The sequence below is a fragment of the Streptomyces umbrinus genome, assembly GCF_030817415.1.
In the GTDB taxonomy this organism is placed as follows: Bacteria; Actinomycetota; Actinomycetes; order Streptomycetales; family Streptomycetaceae; genus Streptomyces; species Streptomyces umbrinus_A.
On the sequence record NZ_JAUSZI010000002.1, the window covers coordinates 8583166 to 8603043 of the forward strand.

A 19878-nucleotide genomic window follows, 5' to 3' on the forward strand; every position below is an offset into this window, starting at 1 on the left:
GAGAGGCCTGCTCAGCCTCTGCCCGGCCCCTGCTCACCCTCTGCGCAGCATCCGTGTCGCGCCCGCCGCCACCGTCGTGGCGAGGACCCAGCCCAGCAGGATCACCACCGCGGACAGCCACTGCCAGCCGCCCCGCAGCTGCCAGTAGCCGACCTGGCCGAGATCGATGACCGGGAGCAGCAGGTCCAGGGCGAACAGCGACGCGTTCCACGGCGGATGTTCGCCGCTTTTGAGCGGCGGATGGTCGGCATGTGCGAAGGCTATGGAGGTCGCCGCCCACAACACGGCCATCCACACGGCCGCCCGCCCCGGCCGGTACCCGTAGGCGACCGTCCAGTCCTGCGCGTACCCCCAGAGCTTGGCGGCGATCGGCAGGTTCTCGCGTCGGTGGCGCTGCTTGGCGAGCAGCACCTCGCGGGCGTCCTCGTCCTCGCCGCCGTTGCGCAGCACGGTCGCCAGTCGCTCGTACGGTTCCGGGTTGTACTCCGGGGTCGCCGCGGCCACCCACTCCAGGCGCCGGGCGAGCGGGAACGGGCCGCGCGGCACGAGGTACTCGTACTGGAAGCCGCCCATCTGCAGCTGGCCCGCGCCCGGCCAACTGGTCGCCTGGTCCATCAGGTTGACCACCTTCGCGCCGTTCAGCACGACCCGTCCGCGCTGCGGCCGCTCGCCGAGGAAGCGCAGCTCGGGCACCTGGACGCGGCGCAGCGAGACCTCCTGGCCGTCCCGCAGGATGAGGCGCGCCTGCTCGAAGTCGACCGCGTCCCCGAACCGGCCGTCGTCGAGCCGGATCCCGCCCTCGCACTCGAACCGCTGGACGCGGGTGCCGCGCGCCGGGGTGCGGCCGCTGGTGTGGAGGGGGTCGCCGACGCTCGCCGGGGTCAGATACAGCGTGCGCTCGACGGTCAGCTGCGGTGCGTTCAGCGCGCGGCGGCTCCCGTACGGGTTGGCCAGCCGGCTGCCGCGCAGACTCAGCGAGACGCCGACCTTCGCGCCGCGCAGGCTCAGCTCGCCGTGCGACTCCAGCATCTCGGCCTGGAGGTCCTGCCCGACGGTCATCCCGTCGCCGGTGAGGGAGCGGCCGCGCCGGTCCCGGTAGACGATCGCCTGGTTGAGCAGCAGGTCGGTGCCGATGTGCGCGTCCGTGAGGCGTACGCCGTTGTGGAAGCGGCAGCGCGGCAGATGCAGATCGCCCTCGGTGTGCACCCGGGCCGCCTCGAGACGCGGCACCGCGCAGTCCACCAGACGCACGGTCGTGAACCGGGCCTCCGGCAGCAGGACCTCCTTCTCGAACCGGCAGCCCTTGATCTCGACGTACGGCTCGATCGTGCCGCCCGCGAGGTCGAGGACGTCGACGATCTGGACGCCGGTCAGCTTGAGGGAGGCGACGCGGCCGTCGAGCGCGGGCGGTCCGTCCAGCAGCAGCCAGGCCACTATCCGGGCCCGCACACAGCGCTCGGAGCCCCATGGATGGCCGCCGTGCGGATCGTCGACGGTCGTGTCCCCGGCGCGCAGGTCGTACACGCTGCCGTTGCGGAACGCCTGCCACATCCCGGCTTCGGCGGCGGTCAGGTCATCGGGCAGTTCTCCGGCGCGGACGCCGGCCCCCTGGGTCACGGTCTTCCCTTTCTCCCCCGCTACTCGCGGGTTTCGTACAGTCGTTCCTGTGATGCCCGCTGAGTGACAGCCTGAACGCCAGTGGTGAAGGCGATCTTCCGGAACCCGTGCCAACAACGAAATCGGGCCACGTGCCGACCGGTGTTCCACGGCCCGTATCAGCGATTGATACAGCCGTCCGGCGCCCGATCCCCGTCTGAGAGAATTGGTTCGTGATCTCCCGAATCGATCTGCGCGGCGACGCCCTCCCCGAGGGCTCCGCCCTGCGCGACCTGCTGCCCCGAGCCGACTTCGACGTTTCGGCCGCACTGGAGAAGGTGCGTCCGATCTGTGAGGCCGTGCATCATCGGGGAGACGCGGCGCTGATCGACTACGCGGAGAAGTTCGACGGCGTACGCCTGGAGTCCGTCCGTGTCCCGGCGCGGGCGCTCACCGACGCGCTGGAGCAGCTCGATCCGGCCGTCCGCGCGGCCCTGGAGGAGTCGATCCGCCGCGCCCGTATCGTCCACCGCGAGCAGCGCCGCACCACGCACACCACCCAGGTCGTGCCCGGCGGCTCGGTCACCGAGAAGTGGCTGCCCGTCGACCGGGTCGGGCTGTACGCGCCCGGCGGCCGGTCCGTCTACCCGTCGTCCGTGATCATGAACGTGGTCCCGGCGCAGGAGGCGGGCGTCGAGTCCATCGCCCTTGCCTCCCCCGCCCAGTCCGAGTTCGGCGGTCTGCCGCACCCGACGATCCTGGCCGCCTGTGCACTGCTCGGGATCGACGAGGTGTACGCGGCAGGCGGCGCGACCGCCGTCGCGATGTTCGCGTACGGCACCGAGTCCTGCCCGCCCGCCAACATGGTCACGGGCCCGGGCAACATCTGGGTCGCCGCCGCCAAGCGCTACTTCGCGGGAAAGATCGGCATCGACGCCGAGGCGGGTCCGACCGAGATCGCGATCCTCGCCGACGAGAGCGCCGACCCGGTGCACGTCGCGTCCGACCTGATCAGCCAGGCCGAGCACGACCCGCTGGCCGCCGCCGTCCTGGTCACCGACTCGGTCGCGCTGGCCGACGCGGTGGAGAAGGAGCTGGAGCCGCAGGTCGCGGCCACCAAGCACATCGAGGACCGGATCGTCCCGGCGCTGGGCGGCAGGCAGTCCGCGATCGTGCTGGTCGACGGCGTGGACGAGGGCCTGCGGGTCGTCAACGCGTACGGCGCCGAGCACCTGGAGATCCAGACCGCCGACGCGAGCGCGGTGGCGGACCGTGTCCGCAACGCCGGTGCGGTCTTCGTCGGCCCCTGGGCGCCCGTCTCGCTGGGCGACTACGCGGCCGGCTCCAACCACGTCCTCCCGACCGGCGGCTGCGCCTGCCACTCCTCGGGTCTGTCGGTCCAGTCCTTCCTGCGCGGGATCCACATCGTGGACTACACGCGCGACGCCCTGGCGGAGGTGGCGCACCACGTGGTTGCGCTCGCCGAGGCCGAGGACCTCCCTGCCCACGGTGCCGCCGTCAAGGCAAGGTTCGACTGGAAGGTACCCAGCAAGTGACCGGCATCGACGACCTCCCCGTACGCGACGAGCTGCGCGGCAAGTCCCCGTACGGCGCGCCCCAACTCGACGTCCCCGTACGGCTGAACACGAACGAGAACCCGTACGCGCTGCCCGAGCCGCTCGTCGAGCGGATCGTCGAGCGCGTGCGCGAGGCGGCCCGGAACCTCAACCGCTATCCCGACCGGGACGCGGTCGAGCTGCGCACCGAGCTGGCCAAGTACCTGACGAAGACCGGCAAGCACGCGGTCGGCGTCCAGAACGTCTGGGCGGCCAACGGCTCGAACGAGGTCATCCAGCAGCTGCTGCAGACCTTCGGCGGGCCCGGCCGCACGGCGATCGGCTTCGAGCCCTCCTACTCGATGCACGGCCTGATCTCGCGCGGCACCGGCACCGGATGGATCTCCGGCCCGCGCAACGAGGACTTCACGATCGACCTCGCGGCCGCCGAGCAGGCGATCGCCGAGAACAAGCCCGACGTCGTCTTCATCACCACCCCCAACAACCCCACGGGCAACGCGGTTCCGCCCGAGACGGTCCTCGCGCTGTACGAGGCCGCGCAGGCGGCGAAGCCGTCGATGGTCGTCGTCGACGAGGCGTACATCGAGTTCAGCCACGGCGACTCGCTGCTTCCGCTCCTCGAAGGTCGGCCGAATCTCGTCGTCTCGCGGACGATGTCGAAGGCCTTCGGCGCGGCCGGGCTGCGCCTCGGCTATCTCGCCGCGGACCCGGCGGTCGTGGACGCCGTCCAGCTCGTACGGCTGCCGTACCACCTGTCGGCCGTCACCCAGGCGACCGCGCTGGCCGCCCTGGAGCACACCGACACCCTGCTCGGATACGTCGAGCAGCTGAAGACCGAGCGGGACCGGCTCGTCCTCGAACTGCGGGCGATCGGCTTCGACGTGACCGAGTCCGACGCGAACTTCGTGCAGTTCGGGCGGTTCGACGGGGAGAACGGGTCGCACACCGCCTGGCAGAAGATCCTCGACCGGGGCGTCCTGGTCCGGGACAACGGCGTACCCGGATGGCTGCGGGTCTCCGCCGGAACTCCCGCCGAAAACGACGCGTTCCTCGACGCGGTACGTGAGTTGAAGAAGGAGCAGAGCACATGACTCGCGATGGGCGTGTTGGAAGAATCGAGCGGGTGACCAAGGAGACGTCGGTCCTCGTCGAGATCGATCTCGACGGAACCGGCAAGGTCGACGTGTCGACAGGAGTCGGCTTCTACGACCACATGCTCGACCAGCTCGGCCGGCACGGTCTGTTCGACCTGACCGTGAAGACCGAGGGCGACCTGCACATCGACTCGCACCACACCATCGAGGACTCCGCCCTCGCGCTCGGCGCCGCCTTCAAGCAGGCGCTCGGCGACAAGGTGGGCATCTACCGCTTCGGCAACTGCACGGTCCCGCTGGACGAGTCGCTCGCCCAGGTCACCGTCGACCTCTCCGGCCGCCCGTACCTCGTGCACACCGAGCCCGAGAAGATGGCGCCGATGATCGGCGAGTACGACACGACGATGACCCGGCACATCTTCGAGTCGTTCGTCGCGCAGGCCCAGATCGCGCTGCACGTCCACGTGCCGTACGGGCGCAACGCGCACCACATCGTGGAGTGCCAGTTCAAGGCGCTCGCCCGGGCGTTGCGGTACGCCTCCGAGCGCGACCCGCGCGCCGCCGGAATCCTTCCCTCCACGAAGGGCGCGCTGTAAAGCCATGACAGGCCTCAACACCATCCTCATCGTCGTCGGGCTCTTCCTGCTCGGCGGCGTCTACTCCTTCATCAAGCAGCAGATGCCGAAGGGACTCATCGTGCTGCTGTCGATCGGCGCCGGCATGTGTCTGGTCGCGGGCGTCCTGAGGCTGGAGGTGTGGAATTGAGCTCCCCTTCCAAACGAGTAGTTGTCTTTGACTACGGCTTCGGGAACGTGCGCTCGGCGGAACGCGCCCTCGCACGCGCGGGGGCCGAGGTCGAGATAACGCGTGACTTCGACAAGGCCATGAACGCGGAGGGCCTGTTGGTGCCGGGCGTCGGCGCCTTCGCCGCCTGCATGAAGGGGCTCAAGGAGGCGCGCGGCGACTGGATCGTCGGCCGTCGTCTCGCCGGTGGCCGTCCGGTCATGGGCATCTGCGTCGGTATGCAGATCCTCTTCGCGCGCGGTATCGAGCACGGCGTCGAGACCGAGGGCCTCGACGAGTGGCCCGGCTCGGTCGAGCCGCTGCAGGCCGACATCGTCCCCCACATGGGCTGGAACACCGTCGAGGCACCGGTGGGCTCCCAGCTCTTCTCCGGCCTGGACACGGACGCGCGCTTCTACTTCGTGCACTCGTACGCCGTCCACGACTGGAACCTCGAAGTCGCCAACCCGGCGATGCGCGCACCGCTCGTCACCTGGTCGACGCACGGCAAGCCCTTCGTGGCGGCCGTCGAGAACGGCGCTCTGTGGGCCACGCAGTTCCACCCCGAGAAGTCCGGCGACGCCGGAGCGCAGCTGCTCACCAACTGGATCGGAACCCTGTAGACCATGGCCAAGCTCGAACTCCTCCCCGCCGTCGACGTCCGTGACGGCCAGGCGGTCCGCCTCGTCCACGGCGAGTCCGGTACGGAAACCTCGTACGGCTCTCCTCTGGAGGCGGCCCTCGCCTGGCAGCGAGCGGGTGCCGAGTGGCTGCACCTCGTGGACCTGGACGCCGCGTTCGGCACGGGCGACAATCGCGCGCTGATCGGCGAAGTCACCGAGGCGATGGACATCAAGGTGGAGCTGTCCGGGGGCATCCGCGACGACGCCACGCTCGCCGCGGCCCTCGCCACCGGCTGCACCCGGGTGAACCTCGGCACGGCGGCCCTGGAGACCCCCGAGTGGGTGGCCAAGGTCATCGCCGAGCACGGCGACAAGATCGCGGTCGGTCTCGACGTACGCGGCACGACCCTGCGCGGCCGCGGCTGGACCCGCGACGGCGGCGACCTCTACGAGACCCTGGAGCGCCTCAACAAGGAGGGCTGCGCGCGGTACGTCGTCACGGACATCGCGAAGGACGGCACGCTCCAGGGCCCGAACCTGGAGCTGCTGAAGAACGTGTGCGCGGCGACGGACCGCCCGGTGGTGGCGTCCGGCGGGGTCTCGTCGCTCGACGACCTGCGTGCCATCGCCGAGCTCGTGCCCCTCGGTGTCGAGGGCTCGATCGTCGGCAAGGCCCTGTACGCGAAGGCGTTCACCCTGGAAGAGGCCCTGGAGGCGGTGGCCAAGTGAGCGGGCTGCGACGCGTCTCGACCGGAGCCCCCTGGGAGGAGGCCTTCGGGTACTCCCGCGCGGTGGAGCTGCCGAACGGGCTGGTGCTGGTCTCCGGCTGCACCTCGATAGTGGACGGCGAGATCGCCGGAGGCGGCCCGTACGAGCAGGCGGTCAACGCGTTCAACGTCGCGCTGGCGGCGCTGAAGCAGCTGGATCTCGGCCGCGAGGACGTCGTACGGACGCGCATGTACCTCACCCACGCCCGGGACGTGGAGGACGTCGGACGCGCCCACAAGGAGCTGTTCGACTCCGTCCGGCCCGCCGCATCCATGATCATCGTCTCCGGTTTCGTGGACCCCAGCCTGGTGGTCGAGGTCGAGGTGGAGGCGTACCGAGAGGCGCCCCAGTCATGACCCTGGCCGTACGAGTCATCCCCTGCCTGGACGTCGACAACGGCCGGGTCGTCAAGGGCGTCAACTTCCAGAACCTGCGCGACGCGGGCGACCCCGTCGAGATGGCCAAGGTGTACGACGCCGAGGGCGCCGACGAGCTGACGTTCCTGGACATCACCGCGTCCTCGGGCAACCGCGAGACCACGTACGACGTGGTGCGCCGCACCGCCGAGCAGGTCTTCATCCCGCTCACCGTGGGCGGCGGCGTCCGCACCGCCGAGGACGTCGACAAGCTGCTGCGGGCGGGCGCGGACAAGGTCGGCGTCAACACGGCCGCCATCGCCCGCCCCGACCTGATCCGGGAGATCGCCGAGCGCTTCGGGCGGCAGGTGCTGGTGCTGTCGGTGGACGCGCGCCGGACCGCCGAGGGCACCTTCGAGGTCACCACCCACGGCGGCCGCAAGGGCACCGGCATCGACGCCGTCGAGTGGGCGCACCGGGCCGCCGAGCTGGGCGCGGGCGAGATCCTGCTCAACTCGATGGACGCCGACGGCACGAAGGACGGCTACGACATCGAGATGATCGAGGCCGTACGGAAGCACGTCACGGTGCCGGTGATCGCCTCCGGCGGCGCGGGCCGGCTGGCCGACTTCCCGCCCGCCGTCGCCGCGGGCGCGGACGCCGTGCTCGCCGCGTCCGTCTTCCACTTCGGCGACCTGCGGATCGGCGAGGTGAAGCAGGCGTTGCGGGAGGCGGGGCATCCGGTGCGGTGACGCTCCGGAGACTCGTTCACGCACAGGAGAGATTTCGGTAAGCCCCGGCCACCCTGGTGGCCGGGGCTTACTCGTGGCGAGAAGGGAAAGAAAAGTTGCGCAATTTATATTGCGCAACTTTTCTTTCGTATCTATGGTGGTGTGCATGAGCGGCACGGAGAACCTCCCCATCACGGACCTGGGCACCCTCAAGGCCCTGGCCCACCCCCTGCGGATGCAGCTGTACCGAGGGCTGTGCGTGGCCCGCACCGCCACCGCGTCCCAGCTCGCCGAGCAGGTCGACGAAGCGGTCTCACTGGTCAGCTACCACCTGCGCAAGCTCGCCGAGCACGGGCTGATCGAGGCGGCCGAGCCACAGAGCGGGGACGCCCGCGAGCGCTGGTGGCAGCCCTCCTCGCAGGGCGTGAGCATCAAGGACAAGGACTTCCGGGACGCACCCGAGAGGGCGTCCGCGCATCTGGCCGCCACCAGGCTCTTCCACGAGCAGCGGGCCGACATGTACCGCCGTTACCTCGACGAACGCCCCACCTGGGGCGCCGAGTGGAACTCCGCCGCACCGGACAACGAGTCCCTGCTACGGCTGACCTCCGCCGAACTGGCCGAACTCGGCGAGGAGTTGCTCGCCCTCGCCAGGAAGTATGACGAGAAGGGCCGCGCCGCCGAGGCGGCCGGCGCGACCGAGGAGCGCGAGAACGTCGCGCTGCACGTGTACGGATTCCCGTTCCGCACCTGAGAGTTCGCAGCCCTGGGAGGGCACGCCCGTATGTCCACGACGTCCATACCCCCGGTCGCCGTCTCCGACAGGCCGGCCCACCGCGACCCGAACGTCCTGCGCTGGCTCGGCGCCTACACCGCCTCCATGGTCGGCGACAACATCTACTACCTCGCGCTGACCTGGGCCGCCGTCCAGGCCGGCACGCCCGCGCAGGCGGGGATCGTGGCGGCCGTGAGCGCCGTGCCGCGCGCCCTGCTGATGCTCGGCGGGGGAGTGCTGGCCGACCGGTTCGGGCCCCGGAAGGTCGTCATCGGCAGTGATGCCGTGCGGTGCGCGGCCGTGCTCGCGGTGGCCGCGCTGCTCTTCGCCACGACCCCCGGGCTGTGGCCGCTGGCGCTGCTCGCCCTCGTCTTCGGCACGGTCGACGCCGTGTTCATGCCCGCCGTGGGCGCCCTGCCGGCCCGCATCACCGGCCGCGGCCAGCTCACCCGGGTCCAGGGCATGCGCGGCCTCGCCATCCGCTTCGCCAACGTCGTGGGCGCGCCGCTCGGCGGTCTGGGCATCGCGCTGGGCGGGCCCGCCGCGGCCTTCGGACTGGCCGGGCTGCTGATCGCGGTGTCGGTGCCCCTGCTGGTCTCCCTGCGGGTCGCCGACCTCCCCGGGGACGACAGGGCCGCCGAACGCCCCACCGCCTGGAGCGACCTCCGCGACGGACTGCGCTACATCCGCGGCCACCGCGTCCTCGCCCCGCTGATCGTCGCCATCGCCCTCGGGGACCTCGGCTTCGTCGGCCCGCTCAACGTGGGGCTGACCCTGCTCGCCGACGAGCGCGGCTGGGGCGCCTCAGGCGTGGGCTGGGTGCTCGCCGGGTTCGGCGTGGGCGCGGGCACCGCCGCGCTGCTGCTCGCCGTACGCGGGGGCCTTCCGCACGCCGGACGCGTCATGGCGGTGACGATCCTGGCGGGCTCGGCCGCGGTCGGCGCCCTGGCCTACGTGCCGAACGTCGTCGCGGCCGCGGGCGTCGCCGTCCTCGTCGGCCTGCTCACGGGCCTCAGCGGCGCCCTGTGCGGCGCACTGCTGCAGACCCGGTCCGACCCCGCCTACCTGGGCAGGGTCAGCTCGGTGTCCGGCATCGTCAGCCTCGGCCTCGCCCCGCTCAGCATGCCGGTGTCCGCCGCCGCGATCGGCGCGTGGGGCACGGGACCGGTCTTCCTCGTCAGCGCGGCCGTGTGCGGCCTCGGCGGGGTGCTGGCGCTGTGCGTACGCGACCTCCGCCGGGCCGAACTTCCGAAGTAGCCGAACTCCCGGAGTAGCTGTCAGATGCCCAGCTGCTTCGCCTCGTGAAGCTTCGTGATCGCTTCCTTGTCGCCCTCCAGCTCCACGTCCGCGGCGTTCTGGCGGCCGTGGACGAACATGACGAGTTCGGACGGCTCGCCCGTGACCGTGACGACCGGTGTGCCCCGGTGGGCGACCGCAGTCTGGCCGTCCGGGCGGCGGAGCACCAGGCCGGTGGGGGCGCTGCGGCCCATGAGGCGGGCCCCGCGCTCCAGACGGGACCACAGGGCGTCCTGGAAGACGGAGTCGAGCTCGCGGGGAACCCAGTCGGGCTGGGCGCGGCGTACGTCCTCGGTGTGGACGTAGAACTCGATCGCGTTGGACGCCTCGTCGATCTGCTTGAGGGAGAAGGGCGAGAAGCGCGGTGGCCCCGTACGGATGAGCTGGATCAGCTCCTCGTACGGCTTCTCGGTGAACTCGGCCATCACCCGGTCGAGGCGCGAGGCGAGCTGCTTGATCAGGATGCCGCCGGCGGCATCCGGGCGGCGCTCGCGCACGACCACGTGCGCGGCGAGATCACGGGTGTTCCAGCCCTCGCACAGAGTGGGGGCGTCCGGGCCCTCCGTCTCCAACAGATCGGCGAGGAGAAGTCGTTCACGCTTGGCATGGGTCGACATGTCACCAAGCCTACGACTGCCTCCGCGGTCCGCCCAGTGGACAAGGGCACAGGGGTGTCCGACCGGCGCGGCACAATGGTCGTCATGACCAGCACGCCCCCGCCCGGCACGCCCAGCAGCCTGGATCCCGAGATCGCCGCACGCCTCAGGCGCAGCGCCGACGGGCTCGTCCCCGCCATCGCCCAGCAGTACGACACCGGAGAGGTGCTGATGCTCGGCTGGATGGACGACGAGGCGCTGCATCGCACGCTGACGACCGGCCGGTGCACCTACTGGTCGCGCAGCCGCCAGGAGTACTGGGTCAAGGGCGACACCTCCGGTCACTTCCAGTGGGTCAGGTCCGTCGCCCTCGACTGTGACGCGGACACCGTGCTGGTCAAGGTCGACCAGGTGGGCGCCGCCTGCCACACCGGCGACCGCACCTGCTTCGACGCCGACGTGCTCCTCAAGGACGCCGGGGGCGCCGAGGGCCCCGCCGACACCAAGGACGCCGATTCCGGCGTACCGGCCGTGGATCAGTAAGGTCAGCCGCCATGGACCTCGAGACCTTCCGCAAGCTGGCCACCGACCGGCGTGTCATCCCCGTCAGCCGCAAGCTCCTCGCGGACGGCGACACGCCCGTCGCGCTCTACCGCAAGCTCGCCGCCGAGCGCCCCGGCACCTTCCTCCTGGAGTCCGCGGAGAACGGCCGTTCCTGGTCCCGCTACTCGTTCGTGGGCGTCCGCTCCGCCGCCACCCTCACCGAGCGCGACGGCCAGGCCCACTGGCTGGGCACCCCGCCCGTCGGCGTCCCGGCCGACGGCGACCCCCTCGCCGCCCTGCGCGCCACCATCGAGGCCCTGCACACGCCCCACGACCTCGTGTACGGCCGTGGCTCGTCTGGCCTGCCGCCCTTCACCGGCGGCATGGTCGGCTACCTCGGCTACGACATCGTCCGCCGACTGGAGAAGATCGGCCCCGGCGAGCGCGACGACCTGAAGCTGCCCGAGCTCACCATGCTGCTCACCAGCGATCTCGCGGTCATGGACCACTGGGACGGCTCGGTCCTGCTGATCGCCAACGCGATCAACCACAACGACCTCGACACGGGAGTCGACGAGGCGTACGCGGACGCGGTGGCCCGCCTCGACGCCATGGAGGCCGACCTCTCGCGGTCCGTCTCGCAGCCCCCGGCCGCGCTCCCGCCGTCCGAGCTCCCCGAGTACACCGCGCTGTGGGGCGGCCCCGACTACCAGGTCGCCGTCGAGGACATCAAGGAGCGCATCCGGGCCGGCGAGGCCTTCCAGGTCGTCCCCTCCCAGCGCTTCGAAACGCCCTGCACGGCAAGCGCGCTGGACGTGTACCGGGTCCTGCGGGCCACCAACCCGTCCCCGTACATGTACCTCTTCCGCTTCGACGGCTTCGACGTCGTGGGCTCCTCCCCGGAGGCCCTGGTCAAGGTCGAGGACGGACAGGCGATGGTGCACCCCATCGCGGGCACCCGGCCGCGCGGCGCCACGGTCCAGGAGGACCAGGCCCTCGCCGACGAGCTGATCGCCGACCCCAAGGAGCGCGCCGAGCACCTCATGCTCGTCGACCTGGGGCGCAACGACCTGGGGCGGGTCTGCGAGCCCGGCTCCGTCGAGGTCGTCGACTTCATGTCCATCGAGCGGTACTCGCACGTCATGCACATCGTGTCCACGGTGACAGGCAGGGTGGCCGAGGGGCGTACGGCCTTCGACGTACTGACCGCCTGCTTCCCCGCGGGCACCCTCTCCGGAGCCCCCAAGCCCCGCGCGATGCAGATCATCGACGAACTGGAGCCCTCGCGGCGCGGGCTGTACGGCGGCTGCGTCGGCTACCTCGACTTCGCGGGCGACTCCGACACCGCCATCGCGATCCGGACGGCCCTGCTCCGGGGCGGCACGGCGTACGTGCAGGCCGGCGCCGGAGTCGTCGCCGACTCGGACCCCGTCGCCGAGGACACCGAGTGCCGCAACAAGGCGGCGGCCGTCCTGCGCGCGGTCCACACGGCGAACCGGCTGGGACGACCGTAGGCCGCACATCGGCCCGGACCGCGGGAAACGGCCGTACAGCCGGACGTACGCGGACAGTGGGACGCGAGTCACGTGAACCCCGGGTGACGGTTCGCCCGGTGTTCAGGCGATAGTGGAGTACGTGACTGCTGTTCCGCACCCCCGATCCGAAGCCCCCGGACCCGCCCGGTCCGGCCGCCGAAGCCTCGCCCTCGCCCTGCTGTTCGGCGCGCTCGGCGCGGTCGTCGCGCTGCTCGCCTCGCGGCAGGGCTGGTCGGAGGGCACCGCGACGGTGGCCGGCGGCGACTTCCCGCTGAGCGCCAAGGGCGGCGATGTGACGGGCGTGCCCGCGTCCCTCGCCATAGTGGGCCTCGCCGCTCTCGTCGCCGTCTTCGCCGTCCGCCGTGCCGGCCGCTTCCTGGTCGCCGGGCTCCTCGCGCTCTCCGGCGCGGGCACCGTCGTCTCGGCGCTCCTCGGCGCCTCCGACAGCTCCGCGCTCGACGAGAAGGCGGCGCAGGCCTCCGGCGACAGCGGGGCGACCGTGGACGCCATGACCCACACCGCCTGGCCCTACGTGGCCGCGGCGGGGGGTGTGCTGCTGCTTCTCGCCGGGCTCCTCGCCCTGCGGTACGGGCGGCTGTGGCCGGCCATGTCGGGGCGGTACGAGCGCGACGGCGCTCCGCGGGTGCGCAAGCCCCGGGTCCCGGCGGACCCGGACCGGCCCGAGGAGATCTGGAAGGCGCTGGACCGGGGTGAGGACCCGACCGGCGCCTAGCACTCCGTGGGGATGCCGTACTTTGGCTGCGGGCCGGTGGGGGCTGGTCGCGCAGTTCCCCGCGCCCCTTACGGGACACAGGCCCCCGCGTACCTGACGGGGCGCAGCCCCCGCCCCTGACGGGGCTCGATACCCCCGCGCAGGCCGCACTCGCGCGTGCGGGACAATGGGCGGCGAGCGTTCGACTCACACACGCACAGCAACACAGATCATGAGGAGCTAAGTCATGGCGGGCAGCAACCACGGTCACACTCCGGCCGCCTGGACCGGTGTCACCATCGCGATCATCGGGTTCTGCATCTCCGGTGCCTTCATGGTGATGGCCAGCCCGCTGGGCTTCTGGGCCGGCATGGTCGTCGTGGCCCTCGGTGGCGTGGTCGGCATGGCGATGAGCGCGGCGGGCCTGGGCAAGCAGAAGGCCGCCCCCCGGACCCACCAGGTGGCGTCCGCGTCCGCCGAGAGCTGATCCTTCACGGCGTGCTGAGAGGCGGAACCGGTTTCGACTGCCGGGCCCGCCTCTTTCGCGTACGGACGTGACTCCTCGCGTACGCGCATGTGTGCGGTGTGCGCCCCGGCGCGGCAGAATGCGTGGGGTGAACGCCGAGACCCAGAGGGTGACGCCCGCTCCAGGACCCGTACCGCAGGGGTCCGTGGCGCGGCGGCTCCTCGTGCCCGGCGGGATCCTCGCGGCCGTGGCCGGCGCCTTCGTGTACGTGGGGGCCGTCGACCCGAACGAGCCGGGGCACTACCCCGCCTGTCCGCTGCTCCAGTACGCCGGCGTGTACTGCCCCGGCTGCGGCGGACTGCGCAGCGCGCACGCCGTCGCGCACGGGGACCTCGTGGCGGCGCTCGGGGCCAACGCGGTCGCCGTCGTGGGATATCTGGTGTTCGCCGTCGTGTGGACCGTCTGGGTGATCCGTACCGTCCAGGGGCGGCCGCTGCGCATCGATCCCCGGCCGTCCGTCCTGTGGGGCCTGGGTGCGTTGCTGCTGGTCTTCACGGTTGTCCGGAACCTGCCGTTCGGTGGCTGGCTGCATCCTTGATCAATCGGTGAACGTCCAGGTAGTGGGACCGGCGTCAACCGGATGCGAGGCCTAAGCCCTCCTCCGGATACCATCGCAGTGACCATCGGTTTCGTCCGAAGCGAGACGGACCCGGGTCAACCGCAGAAGCGCTACAACTGTCAACCGTCTGGGAAGGGGGCCGCTCGCGTGAGTGTGCTCGACGAGATCATCGACGGAGTCCGTGCCGACCTCGCGGAGCGGCAGGCGCGCGTCAGCCTCGACGAGCTCAAGGAGCGCGCCGCGAAGGCTCCGGCTGCCAAGGACGGTGTCGCGGCCCTGCGCGGCGACGGCGTCAAGGTCATCTGCGAGGTCAAGCGCTCCAGCCCGTCCAAGGGCGCGCTCGCCGCGATCGCCGACCCCGCCGCACTCGCCGCCGACTACGAGGCGGGCGGCGCGGCCGTCATCTCCGTCCTCACGGAGCAGCGCCGCTTCGGCGGATCGCTGGCCGACCTGGAGGCCGTCCGCGCCCGGGTCGACATTCCGGTGCTGCGCAAGGACTTCATCGTCACCTCCTACCAGCTGTGGGAGGCCCGGGCGTACGGCGCGGACCTCGCGCTGCTCATCGTGGCCGCCCTCGACCAGCCCGCCCTGGAGTCCCTCATCGAGCGCGCCGAGTCCATCGGGCTCACGCCGCTCGTCGAGGTGCACGACGAGGACGAGGTCGAGCGGGCGGTGGACGCCGGCGCGAAGGTCATCGGCGTCAACGCGCGCAACCTCAAGGACCTCAAGGTCGACCGCGGCACCTTCGACCGCGTCGCACCAGAGATCCCGGCGCACATCGTGAAGATCGCGGAGTCCGGTGTCCGCGGCCCGCACGACCTCATCGCGTACGCCAACGCGGGCGCCGACGCCGTACTGGTGGGCGAGTCCCTGGTCACCGGCCGGGACCCGAAGACGGCCGTCTCCGACCTGGTCGCCGCGGGAGCCCATCCCGCGCTGCGGCACGGACGGGGCTGACACTCCGGATGTACGCCGACCGTTCCCTCGCCGCCACGACCACCCGTCCGGGCCCAGGCCCCGACGGTGGTCCGGCGAGCGTACGGTCGGCCGCCGCGGGCCCTTCGGTGGCCCGTGGCCCCTACGCACGGCTCGCCCGCGGCTGCCGTCCGCGCGGCTGCCGGGCGCCCGCGCGGCGTGTGCACGGTCGCCGCGTGCGGTACGTCATCGGTGACGAGCCCGGCCAGGTCAACGGGATGCGATGGCGCCGGCGCGTGTCACCTGCGGTGAGCTGAGCCGCGTCCAGGCGTTCCGCTGGAAGTCCCGTGATGAACCCGCGGGCCGGTGGGGGCTGGTCGCGCAGTTCCCCGCGCCCCTTCGGGGCGCTGCCGAACCGCAGGTGACATGCGATCCATGTGACCCCCTTCCGACCAATCCCGGGGCTGTCGCCCCTGCGAGGTAACCGCATGTCCAGCGAGTTCTTCATTCCCGACCCCGAGGGTCAGGTTCCCAGCGCCGAGGGGTACTTCGGCGCGTTCGGCGGAAAGTTCATCCCGGAGGCGCTGGTCGCCGCCGTGGACGAGGTCGCCGTGGAGTACGACAAGGCGAAGTCCGACCCCGAGTTCGCCCGGGAACTGGACGACCTGCTCGTCCACTACACCGGCCGTCCCAGCTCCCTCACCGAGGTGCGGCGCTTCGCTGAACACGCCGGTGGCGCCCGGGTGTTCCTCAAGCGCGAGGACCTGAACCACACCGGATCCCACAAGATCAACAACGTGCTCGGGCAGGCCCTGCTCACCAGGCGCATGGGCAAGACCCGGGTCATCGCCGAGACCGGCGCGGGCCAGCACGGGGTCGCGACGGCCACCGCCTGCGCGCTGTTCGGCCTCGAATGCACCATCTACATGGGCGAGATCGACACCCAGCGCCAGGCCCTGAACGTGGCCCGGATGCGCATGCTCGGCGCCGAGGTCATCTCCGTGAAGTCCGGCAGCCGGACGCTGAAGGACGCCATCAACGAGGCCTTCCGCGACTGGGTCGCCAACGTCGACCGCACCCACTACCTCTTCGGGACTGTCGCCGGACCCCACCCCTTCCCGGCCATGGTCCGCGACTTCCACCGCGTCATCGGCGTCGAGGCCAGGCGGCAGATCCTGGAGCGCGCCGGCCGTCTCCCCGACGCGGCCATCGCCTGTGTCGGCGGCGGCTCGAACGCCATCGGCCTCTTCCACGCCTTCATCCCGGACGCGGACGTACGCCTCATCGGCTGCGAGCCCGCCGGACACGGCATCGAGACCGGCGAGCACGCGGCCACCCTCACCGCGGGCGAGCCCGGCATCCTGCACGGCTCGCGGTCGTACGTCCTCCAGGACGAGGAGGGCCAGATCACCGAGCCGTACTCGATCTCGGCCGGACTCGACTACCCGGGCATCGGCCCCGAGCACGCGTACCTCAAGGACAGCGGCCGCGGTGAGTACCGTGCCGTCACCGACGACGCGGCGATGCGGGCCCTGCGCCTGCTCTCCCGTACCGAGGGCATCATCCCGGCCATCGAGAGCGCGCACGCGCTCGCGGGCGCCCTGGAGGTCGGCAAGGAACTGGGGCCCGACGGGCTGATCGTCGTCAACCTGTCCGGGCGCGGCGACAAGGACATGGACACGGCCGCCCGTTACTTCGGCCTGTACGACGAGGGTGCCGACGCCGTCGTCGAGGCGGACGCCGACAGCGACAGCGCGGAGATCGAGGGGGACGCCAAGTGAGCGGCAACATCCAGCTGTTGAGCGACACCCTCGCCGGTGCGAAGGCGGAGGGACGGTCCGCGCTCATCGCGTACCTGCCGGCCGGCTTCCCGACCGTCGACGGCGGGATCGCGGCCGTCAAGGCCGTCTTCGAGGGCGGCGCGGACGTCGTCGAGGTCGGCCTGCCGCACAGCGACCCCGTCCTCGACGGACCGGTCATCCAGACCGCCGACGACATCGCCCTGCGCGGCGGCGTCAAGATCGCGGACGTGATGCGCACGGTCCGCGAGGCGTACGGGGCGACCGGCAAGCCCGTCCTCGTGATGACGTACTGGAACCCGATCGACCGCTATGGCGTCGAGCGCTTCACCGCCGAGCTGGCCGAGGCGGGCGGGGCGGGCTGCATCCTGCCCGACCTGCCCGTGCAGGAGTCCGCGCTGTGGAGGGAGCACGCCGAGAAGCACGGCCTCGCGACCGTCTTCGTCGTCGCGCCCAGCAGCAAGGACGCCCGGCTCGCCGAGATCACGAAGGCGGGCTCCGGCTTCGTCTACGCGGCCTCGCTGATGGGCGTCACCGGGACGCGTGAGTCCGTGGGCGCGCAGGCCCAGGACCTCGTGCGGCGCACCAAGGCCACCACCGACATCCCGGTCTGTGTCGGCCTCGGCGTCTCGAACGCCGAGCAGGCCTCCGAGGTCGCGGGCTTCGCCGACGGCGTCATCGTCGGCTCGGCCTTCGTGAAGCGGATGCTGGACGCCCCGGACGAGGCCGCGGGCCTGGACGCCGTACGCGCCCTTGCCGCCGACCTCGCGAAGGGCGTGCGCGGCACGGCGTGACCCATGTCCGTTCGAGCACGTAACGGACAATCCGCTCACTCGAACGGGTGAACCTGGGGCCGGGGAGGCGCGGTGCGCCTCCCCGGTTCGTTCTGCGGGATGTGAGCGAGAAGAACCGTGAGGGAAAGCGCACCGCCCGCGAGCGGCTGGCGGAAGAGCGAGCGAAGCAGAAGACGGCGGAGAAGCGCCGGCGCGTGCTGATCGTGGGCGGTGCCGTCGTCTGCGTACTGGCACTGGCCGCGGTCGGCGGTGTCCTGGCCGCGAACGCGGGCAAGGACAAGACCGACACGGCGGGCCCGGTGACGGCGCCCTCGGGGGCGAACGGCGACGACAGTCTCGCCATCCCCGTCGGCAAGGAGAGCGCCAAGTCCACCCTCACCGTGTGGGAGGACTTCCGCTGCCCGGCCTGCAAGAGCTTCGAGGATGCCTATCGCTCGACGATCCACGAGCTGACGGACGCCGGACAGCTCAAGGTCGAGTACCACCTCGCGACCCTGATCGACGGGAACATGGGCGGCAGCGGCTCCCTGCGCGCGGCCAATGCCGCGGCCTGCGCCCAGGACGCCGGGAAGTTCACCGCGTACCACGACGTGCTGTTCGAGAACCAGCCCGCCGAGACGGACGACGCGTACGCGAAGAACAGCGAACTGATCGAGCTGGCCGGCAAGGTCGACGGGCTGGACACCGGCACGTTCAAGAAGTGCGTCGACGACGGCGCGCACGACAGCTGGGTCGCCAAGTCCCACAAGGCCTTCCAGGGCGGTGGCTTCAGTGGCACGCCGACGGTGCTGCTGAACGGCAAGAACATCTACCAGGACCAGTCGATGACCCCGGCGAAGCTGAAGCAGATGGTGCAGCAGGCCGACAAGGCGTGAGCCGCGGAGCCTGGGGTGCGGGGTGCGGGGTGCGGGGTGCGGGGCGCCGGGCGCCGGGATGGCGGGCTGTGACGGGCTGTGACGGGAGGTCGAGCGGGAGGCCGGTGGGCCGCGCGGCGCTTCGCGGGTGTCACTTCCGCACCGAAGGCCCCGTGGGTCCCGTCGGTCTTGTTATGGAGCCGTAGCCCGGGCGGGTTGCCGTACGTGCCGCCCGGCAGGGTAGCGTCAACCCTGCCATGGAATTTGCCTATATCCCCAGCCCGTCGCGCGGTGTGCTGCACCTCGGCCCCATTCCGCTGCGCGGCTACGCGTTCTGCATCATCATCGGCGTCTTCGTAGCCGTCTGGCTCGGCAACAGGCGATGGATCGCGCGCGGGGGCCGACCAGGCACCGTGGCGGACATCGCCGTGTGGGCCGTGCCGTTCGGTCTCGTCGGCGGACGGCTCTACCACGTCATCACCGACTACCAGCTGTACTTCAGCGAGGGTCAGGACTGGGTCGACGCCTTCAAGATCTGGGAGGGCGGCCTCGGTATCTGGGGCGCCATCGCGTTCGGCGCGGTGGGTGCCTGGATCGGCTGCCGCAGCCGCGGGATCCCGCTGCCCGCGTGGGCCGACGCCCTCGCGCCCGGCATCGCCCTCGCGCAGGCCATCGGCCGCTGGGGCAACTGGTTCAACCAGGAGCTGTACGGGCGGGAGACGGACCTCCCCTGGGCGCTGCACATCACGTCCTCGACGGACGGCCGGGTGCCGGGCTACTACCACCCGACCTTCCTGTACGAGTCGTTGTGGTGCATCGGTGTCGCGGTCCTCGTCATCTGGGCCGACCGCCGCTTCAAGCTCGGCCACGGCCGCGCCTTCGCCCTGTACGTGGCCGCGTACTGCGCGGGCCGCTTCTGGATCGAGGCCATGCGCGTCGACGAGGCCCACCACTTCCTGGGGATGCGCCTCAACGAGTGGACCTCGATCGTCGTCTTCCTCCTCGCCGTCCTCTACATCGTGCTGTCGGCCCGGCGCCGTCCGGGACGCGAAGAGGTCGTCGAACCGAATGCCTCCGACGGGGACACCGACGACGACGGCGCAGCGGTGAAGCTGGACAAGAAGTCCGAGGACGAGACGTCCGACGACAAGGCTTCCGAGGGCAAGAAGTCCGACGCTGAGAAGTCCGAGACAAAGACGTCCGAGACAAAGACGTCTGAGGCCAAGACGTCCGAGGCCAAGACGTCCGAGGCCGCGAAGTCCGAGGACGAGAAGGAGACGGCCGACTCCGGCTCCGGCTCCGGCTCCAGCTCCTCCGAGTCGGAGACCGACGATTCGTCGAGTTCCGCCGAGGCGAAGGACGAAGCCGGGTCGGCGAAGAAGGCCTGACCCCAGTTCGTACGTGGAGGGGGCGCCCCGAGCAGTTGGGGCGCCCCCTCCACGTGTG

General features: G+C 71.2%; 23 protein-coding genes. 21 read left to right on the forward strand and 2 right to left on the reverse strand.

Going from position 1 to position 19878, the window contains the following annotated elements:
- Window positions 1–33: 33 nt before the first annotated feature.
- On the reverse strand, window positions 34–1617 hold the full coding sequence (locus QF035_RS37885) for an oxidoreductase (protein ID WP_307525474.1): 1584 nt from the start codon (window positions 1615–1617) through the stop codon (window positions 34–36).
- Window positions 1618–1829: 212 nt separating this feature from the next.
- On the opposite strand from QF035_RS37885, the gene hisD reads away from it, so the two are divergent.
- From hisD to QF035_RS37935, 10 genes are all read left to right on the forward strand, one after another.
- Window positions 1830–3152 carry a histidinol dehydrogenase gene (hisD, locus tag QF035_RS37890; RefSeq protein WP_307525476.1) on the forward strand — a complete coding sequence of 441 codons (1323 nt, stop codon included), beginning with the start codon at window positions 1830–1832 and terminating at the stop codon, window positions 3150–3152.
- Complete coding sequence (locus QF035_RS37895; RefSeq protein ID WP_307525478.1) at window positions 3149–4264, forward strand: histidinol-phosphate transaminase; 1116 nt, start codon at window positions 3149–3151, stop codon at window positions 4262–4264. Before hisD ends, QF035_RS37895 begins: the two co-directional genes overlap by 4 nt.
- A complete protein-coding gene (hisB, locus tag QF035_RS37900) occupies window positions 4261–4863 on the forward strand; it encodes an imidazoleglycerol-phosphate dehydratase HisB (protein ID WP_307525480.1) in 603 nt (200 codons plus the stop codon). The genes QF035_RS37895 and hisB overlap by 4 nt, the downstream gene beginning before the upstream one ends.
- A 4-nt stretch (window positions 4864–4867) precedes the next feature.
- Window positions 4868–5032, forward strand: a complete 165-nt coding sequence (locus QF035_RS37905) for a hypothetical protein (protein ID WP_200398857.1) — start codon at window positions 4868–4870, stop codon at window positions 5030–5032.
- Window positions 5023–5673, forward strand: coding sequence for an imidazole glycerol phosphate synthase subunit HisH (gene hisH, locus QF035_RS37910; protein ID WP_307525482.1), 651 nt, complete (start codon window positions 5023–5025; stop codon window positions 5671–5673). The genes QF035_RS37905 and hisH overlap by 10 nt, the downstream gene beginning before the upstream one ends.
- A 3-nt stretch (window positions 5674–5676) precedes the next feature.
- Window positions 5677–6402: a bifunctional 1-(5-phosphoribosyl)-5-((5-phosphoribosylamino)methylideneamino)imidazole-4-carboxamide isomerase/phosphoribosylanthranilate isomerase PriA gene (gene priA, locus QF035_RS37915; RefSeq protein WP_307525484.1), complete on the forward strand. Its 726-nt coding sequence runs from the start codon at window positions 5677–5679 to the stop codon at window positions 6400–6402.
- Window positions 6399–6797, forward strand: coding sequence for a RidA family protein (locus tag QF035_RS37920; RefSeq protein ID WP_307525486.1), 399 nt, complete (start codon window positions 6399–6401; stop codon window positions 6795–6797). The genes priA and QF035_RS37920 overlap by 4 nt, the downstream gene beginning before the upstream one ends.
- Window positions 6794–7549, forward strand: a complete 756-nt coding sequence (gene hisF, locus QF035_RS37925) for an imidazole glycerol phosphate synthase subunit HisF (RefSeq protein WP_055612130.1) — start codon at window positions 6794–6796, stop codon at window positions 7547–7549. Before QF035_RS37920 ends, hisF begins: the two co-directional genes overlap by 4 nt.
- A gap of 145 nt (window positions 7550–7694) precedes the next feature.
- Window positions 7695–8282, forward strand: a complete 588-nt coding sequence (locus QF035_RS37930) for an ArsR/SmtB family transcription factor (RefSeq protein WP_307525488.1) — start codon at window positions 7695–7697, stop codon at window positions 8280–8282.
- Window positions 8283–8312: 30 nt separating this feature from the next.
- Window positions 8313–9560, forward strand: coding sequence for an MFS transporter (locus QF035_RS37935; RefSeq protein WP_307525491.1), 1248 nt, complete (start codon window positions 8313–8315; stop codon window positions 9558–9560).
- Window positions 9561–9580: 20 nt separating this feature from the next.
- On the opposite strand, the gene QF035_RS37940 is transcribed toward QF035_RS37935, so the two are convergent.
- On the reverse strand, window positions 9581–10216 hold the full coding sequence (locus QF035_RS37940; RefSeq protein ID WP_307525493.1) for a TIGR03085 family metal-binding protein: 636 nt from the start codon (window positions 10214–10216) through the stop codon (window positions 9581–9583).
- An 84-nt stretch (window positions 10217–10300) separates the two neighbouring features.
- Here QF035_RS37940 and hisI point away from each other — a divergent pair, with 84 nt between their 5' ends.
- The 11 genes from hisI to lgt all read left to right on the forward strand — a co-directional run bounded on the left by hisI (window position 10301) and on the right by lgt (window position 19820).
- Entirely contained in the window at window positions 10301–10738 is a 438-nt protein-coding gene (gene hisI, locus QF035_RS37945; protein ID WP_307525494.1) for a phosphoribosyl-AMP cyclohydrolase, read from the forward strand.
- 11 nt (window positions 10739–10749) lie between these two features.
- Entirely contained in the window at window positions 10750–12252 is a 1503-nt protein-coding gene (locus tag QF035_RS37950) for an anthranilate synthase component I (RefSeq protein ID WP_307525496.1), read from the forward strand.
- A gap of 112 nt (window positions 12253–12364) precedes the next feature.
- Complete coding sequence (locus QF035_RS37955; RefSeq protein WP_307525497.1) at window positions 12365–13006, forward strand: TIGR02234 family membrane protein; 642 nt, start codon at window positions 12365–12367, stop codon at window positions 13004–13006.
- Window positions 13007–13232: 226 nt separating this feature from the next.
- Window positions 13233–13472, forward strand: coding sequence for an HGxxPAAW family protein (locus QF035_RS37960; RefSeq protein WP_200398865.1), 240 nt, complete (start codon window positions 13233–13235; stop codon window positions 13470–13472).
- 118 nt (window positions 13473–13590) lie between these two features.
- The gene (locus QF035_RS37965) at window positions 13591–14049 is read left to right on the forward strand and encodes a DUF2752 domain-containing protein (RefSeq protein WP_307525501.1); all 459 of its coding nucleotides are present in this window, start codon (window positions 13591–13593) and stop codon (window positions 14047–14049) included.
- Between the two features lie 168 nt (window positions 14050–14217).
- The gene (trpC, locus tag QF035_RS37970) at window positions 14218–15027 is read left to right on the forward strand and encodes an indole-3-glycerol phosphate synthase TrpC (protein ID WP_189840339.1); all 810 of its coding nucleotides are present in this window, start codon (window positions 14218–14220) and stop codon (window positions 15025–15027) included.
- An 8-nt stretch (window positions 15028–15035) separates the two neighbouring features.
- Window positions 15036–15302 (forward strand): tryptophan biosynthesis modulator TrpM, encoded by a 267-nt coding sequence (gene trpM / locus QF035_RS37975; RefSeq protein ID WP_307525503.1) that lies wholly within the window; start codon window positions 15036–15038, stop codon window positions 15300–15302.
- A 171-nt stretch (window positions 15303–15473) separates the two neighbouring features.
- Window positions 15474–16766: a tryptophan synthase subunit beta gene (gene trpB / locus QF035_RS37980; protein ID WP_307525504.1), complete on the forward strand. Its 1293-nt coding sequence runs from the start codon at window positions 15474–15476 to the stop codon at window positions 16764–16766.
- Window positions 16763–17578, forward strand: coding sequence for a tryptophan synthase subunit alpha (trpA, locus tag QF035_RS37985; RefSeq protein WP_307525506.1), 816 nt, complete (start codon window positions 16763–16765; stop codon window positions 17576–17578). Before trpB ends, trpA begins: the two co-directional genes overlap by 4 nt.
- Before the next feature lie 101 nt (window positions 17579–17679).
- On the forward strand, window positions 17680–18453 hold the full coding sequence (locus tag QF035_RS37990) for a DsbA family protein (protein ID WP_307525508.1): 774 nt from the start codon (window positions 17680–17682) through the stop codon (window positions 18451–18453).
- Window positions 18454–18689: 236 nt separating this feature from the next.
- On the forward strand, window positions 18690–19820 hold the full coding sequence (gene lgt / locus QF035_RS37995) for a prolipoprotein diacylglyceryl transferase (protein WP_307525510.1): 1131 nt from the start codon (window positions 18690–18692) through the stop codon (window positions 19818–19820).
- Window positions 19821–19878: the final 58 nt, after the last annotated feature.

Excerpts from the sequence above, each read along its gene's own strand:
- lgt (WP_307525510.1), top strand. The coding sequence starts at position 18,690 with ATGGAATTTGCCTATATCCCCAGCCCGTCGCGCGGTGTGCTGCACCTC.
- QF035_RS37950 (WP_307525496.1), top strand. The coding sequence starts at position 10,750 with ATGGACCTCGAGACCTTCCGCAAGCTGGCCACCGACCGGCGTGTCATC.
- hisB (WP_307525480.1), top strand. The coding sequence starts at position 4,261 with ATGACTCGCGATGGGCGTGTTGGAAGAATCGAGCGGGTGACCAAGGAG.
- QF035_RS37965 (WP_307525501.1), top strand. The coding sequence starts at position 13,591 with ATGCGTGGGGTGAACGCCGAGACCCAGAGGGTGACGCCCGCTCCAGGA.
- priA (WP_307525484.1), top strand. The coding sequence starts at position 5,677 with ATGGCCAAGCTCGAACTCCTCCCCGCCGTCGACGTCCGTGACGGCCAG.
- QF035_RS37960 (WP_200398865.1), top strand. The coding sequence starts at position 13,233 with ATGGCGGGCAGCAACCACGGTCACACTCCGGCCGCCTGGACCGGTGTC.
- trpB (WP_307525504.1), top strand. The coding sequence starts at position 15,474 with ATGTCCAGCGAGTTCTTCATTCCCGACCCCGAGGGTCAGGTTCCCAGC.
- hisI (WP_307525494.1), top strand. The coding sequence starts at position 10,301 with ATGACCAGCACGCCCCCGCCCGGCACGCCCAGCAGCCTGGATCCCGAG.
- QF035_RS37940 (WP_307525493.1), bottom strand. The coding sequence starts at position 10,216 with ATGTCGACCCATGCCAAGCGTGAACGACTTCTCCTCGCCGATCTGTTG.
- hisF (WP_055612130.1), top strand. The coding sequence starts at position 6,794 with ATGACCCTGGCCGTACGAGTCATCCCCTGCCTGGACGTCGACAACGGC.
- QF035_RS37935 (WP_307525491.1), top strand. The coding sequence starts at position 8,313 with ATGTCCACGACGTCCATACCCCCGGTCGCCGTCTCCGACAGGCCGGCC.
- trpM (WP_307525503.1), top strand. The coding sequence starts at position 15,036 with ATGTACGCCGACCGTTCCCTCGCCGCCACGACCACCCGTCCGGGCCCA.
- QF035_RS37905 (WP_200398857.1), top strand. The coding sequence starts at position 4,868 with ATGACAGGCCTCAACACCATCCTCATCGTCGTCGGGCTCTTCCTGCTC.
- QF035_RS37930 (WP_307525488.1), top strand. The coding sequence starts at position 7,695 with ATGAGCGGCACGGAGAACCTCCCCATCACGGACCTGGGCACCCTCAAG.